Source organism: Corynebacterium sp. KPL2895 (assembly GCF_040225815.1).
Lineage (GTDB): Bacteria > Actinomycetota > Actinomycetes > Mycobacteriales > Mycobacteriaceae > Corynebacterium > Corynebacterium rhinophilum.
Genome location: NZ_JBEHFY010000048.1, coordinates 1 through 2747 on the forward strand (window position 1 = coordinate 1; position 2747 = coordinate 2747).

General features: G+C 54.2%; 1 protein-coding gene and 1 pseudogene. Both read left to right on the plus strand.

Features of this window, described 5'->3' with window-relative positions; genetic code table 11:
* The first annotated feature begins 178 nt into the window (after window positions 1-178).
* Window positions 179-1786 (plus strand): IS21 family transposase, encoded by a 1608-nt coding sequence (gene istA / locus ABRP95_RS11965; RefSeq protein WP_284854221.1) that lies wholly within the window; start codon window positions 179-181, stop codon window positions 1784-1786.
* Between the two features lie 22 nt (window positions 1787-1808).
* Window positions 1809-2566 (plus strand): annotated as a pseudogene (locus ABRP95_RS11970) (ATP-binding protein).
* Window positions 2567-2747 lie beyond the last annotated feature (181 nt).

Below are 2747 nucleotides of genomic sequence, written 5' to 3' on the forward strand. Positions count from 1 at the left end.
CACGTGCTGGCCCCTGACACCATCACACTGCATGCTCTATCGAAAGGTAGAAACACCACTCAAACGGACTTGACCCCGCGTACCCGGTACTGCAAGGGGTTTTCTTTCATAGTTGATGTTGGCGACACCACAATCCGCTGGTGTTGCGTCAACTTCTACTTGGAAGGAGCCGGTTGTTGTGGCTAATTTCAAACAGATCGTTGCGATGTGCCTTGATGGCGCTAGTTATGAGCAGATCACACACGCATTGGGATGTTCACGACGAGAAGTATCGCGTGCAAAGAAAGTCATCAACGATGAGGTACTAACTCCAGAGCGTTTCCGTCAGCTCTCACCGGGATGGTTCGATGATCGATTCAGTGATGGCCGGAGTAAAAGGTCGTTGTCCTACGACCAGCCTGATTTTCATGCTCTTGCACGCAAGCTGAAAAGTACAAAGCATGTGACCAGGCATAAGCTGTGGATGGACTACGTGTCGCAGCCTTGTCCGACGGATAAGACAAAGTACCAGTACTCCCAGTTTTGTAGTGGGCTTAATGAGTTTCTGCGGGCCAACGATCTCGTCGAAGTTATCACCCATGAGCCCGGGCAAGAGCTTTATGTCGACTGGGCCGGTGACAAAGTGCCTGTAGTAGATCAGGCCAGTGGTGATACCGCCTTCAAGGCGTCATTGTTTGTCGCGGTCAGCCCGTACTCAGGGTTGATGTACGTTACTGCTGCTGCGAATGAGAAGATGCCGGCGTGGATTGAGTGCCATGTTAAGGCGTTGAATTATCTTGGCAAAGTACCAGCGGTCATCATGCCGGATAATGCTTCTACGGCGACTTATCGGCCGAAGAAGAACTCGACATATCGAATGGTCACTGACCGCTACGCAGCGTTTGCTGACTATTACGGGGTCACGATTGTGCCGACCAGGCCCGGCAGGCCTCGTGACAAAGCGGCAGTAGAGCGTGCCGTGAAAATCGCCTACACCAAAATCCTGGGTTACTTTAGCAACGAGGTCTTCTATAGCCTTGATGAGCTTAATGAGGCGATCGCTTGCCGTCTTGCTGATATCAACGGCGCAATGACGCGGCCTGATGGCTCAACACGGCAGATGCGCTTTGATAAAGAAGAGGCACCAATGATGCGGGACCTTCCGCCGACGCCGTTTACGGAAGTGTCTTATAAGCGGCTTAAAGTCGATCGCAACTGGCACATTACCTGTGACTACCAGTACTACTCAGTGCCATTTCAGCTGGTAGGAGAATCGGTAACAGTCAGGCTCACCCCGCAACTGGTGAGCATCTTCAACGGGGAGCAGCTTGTTGCTGAACACACGCGCCTTCACGGATTCAAATACCGGTATTCCACCAACCCTCAGCATGGGCCGCGTGGCGATGATGAAAGCCACAAGGCGCTTACCCGTGATGAGCTTTTGGCCTGGGCCTCGTCGTTTGGGGCAGCAACGCACGCAGTCATAGCGATGATCCTCGACCGCAATAGTGCCGCCGTACCCCGCGGACTCATCCAGGCACGCAACGTGCTGGCCAACCTGTGCAAAAAGCACAACAAAGCCACCCTCGAACCGGCATGCCAGCAGGTCTTAGACAAGAAGCTGGCCCCCACGATGGCAGTGATCAAACGCCTCCAGACTGACATTGCCCACGCCCAACAACATCCCGGGGAACCAAGGCCAAAAGTACAGCCTGTGGCCAAGCGCCAACCACGCCCAAGTACCCCGCTTACCGGCGACGTGGCCGATGCCGTCTTTATCCGGCCTGCTGATCACTACGAAAACTAGAAGGAATAAGGAGTGCGAAACCATGAGCAGCATCGACGACGAGATTGTGCGGGCGAAAATGCGCAAGCTTCGCGTATCAACCTTCGCTGACATCTTCTACGAGGTTGTCAACGACGAAGCCTATGCGGATGCGCTACCAGAGGACATCTTCCTCGCCGCAGTCGAAGAAGCCTACACACAACGCCAACAACGCAACATTGCCAAAGCTATAACCCAGGCACAATTCCGATACCCGGATGCAAGCCTGGCTGAAATTACCCGGGCAGAACAACGCGGTATCAACACGCGCCAGCTGAAACGAATCGCCGCAACCAACTGGCGGGAAAACCCGACCAACATTCACATCCTCGCACCGACGGGAACAGGCAAGACATACATTGCCTGCGCCATCGGCATCGCCGCATGCAAGGCTGGATATTCCGTGGCGTATACCGGCTGGATCAACTTGTAGACATGCTGGCGGTCTTCTCACCGACTGACCAAAATTACCTCGATAAGATGCGGAAACTAATCAATGTCGATGTCCTTATCATCGACGATTTTATGACCATCAGCATCAACCAGCGTGGGCAAGAAGACCTAACCAAGATCATATTCGACCGCGACGGAAGGCTCCCGACGCTGATCTCCTCCCAATCAGCTGCCGCCTACTGGGTTGAAACACTGCCAGACAGAGTCGGAGCCGATTCACTCGTAAGCCGCCTCAACAACGGCCACCGAATCCATATCGGAGACTTTGACATGCGCAAAGCCACCGCCCCAATAGAACCGGACGAATAAAGCAAACAGCCGGGCCGACTGAGTCGGCCCGGCCCCAGTACCAACTACCCGGAACACGACAGTACCGAGTCCCCAGAACACCGGTACCAAAAACTCGCATCTGACACCCGGCGGTCAAATCAACATAAACCACGTTGTCGGCATGTGGCACCGACAACCCCCAGAGCTAAAACCCAACCTC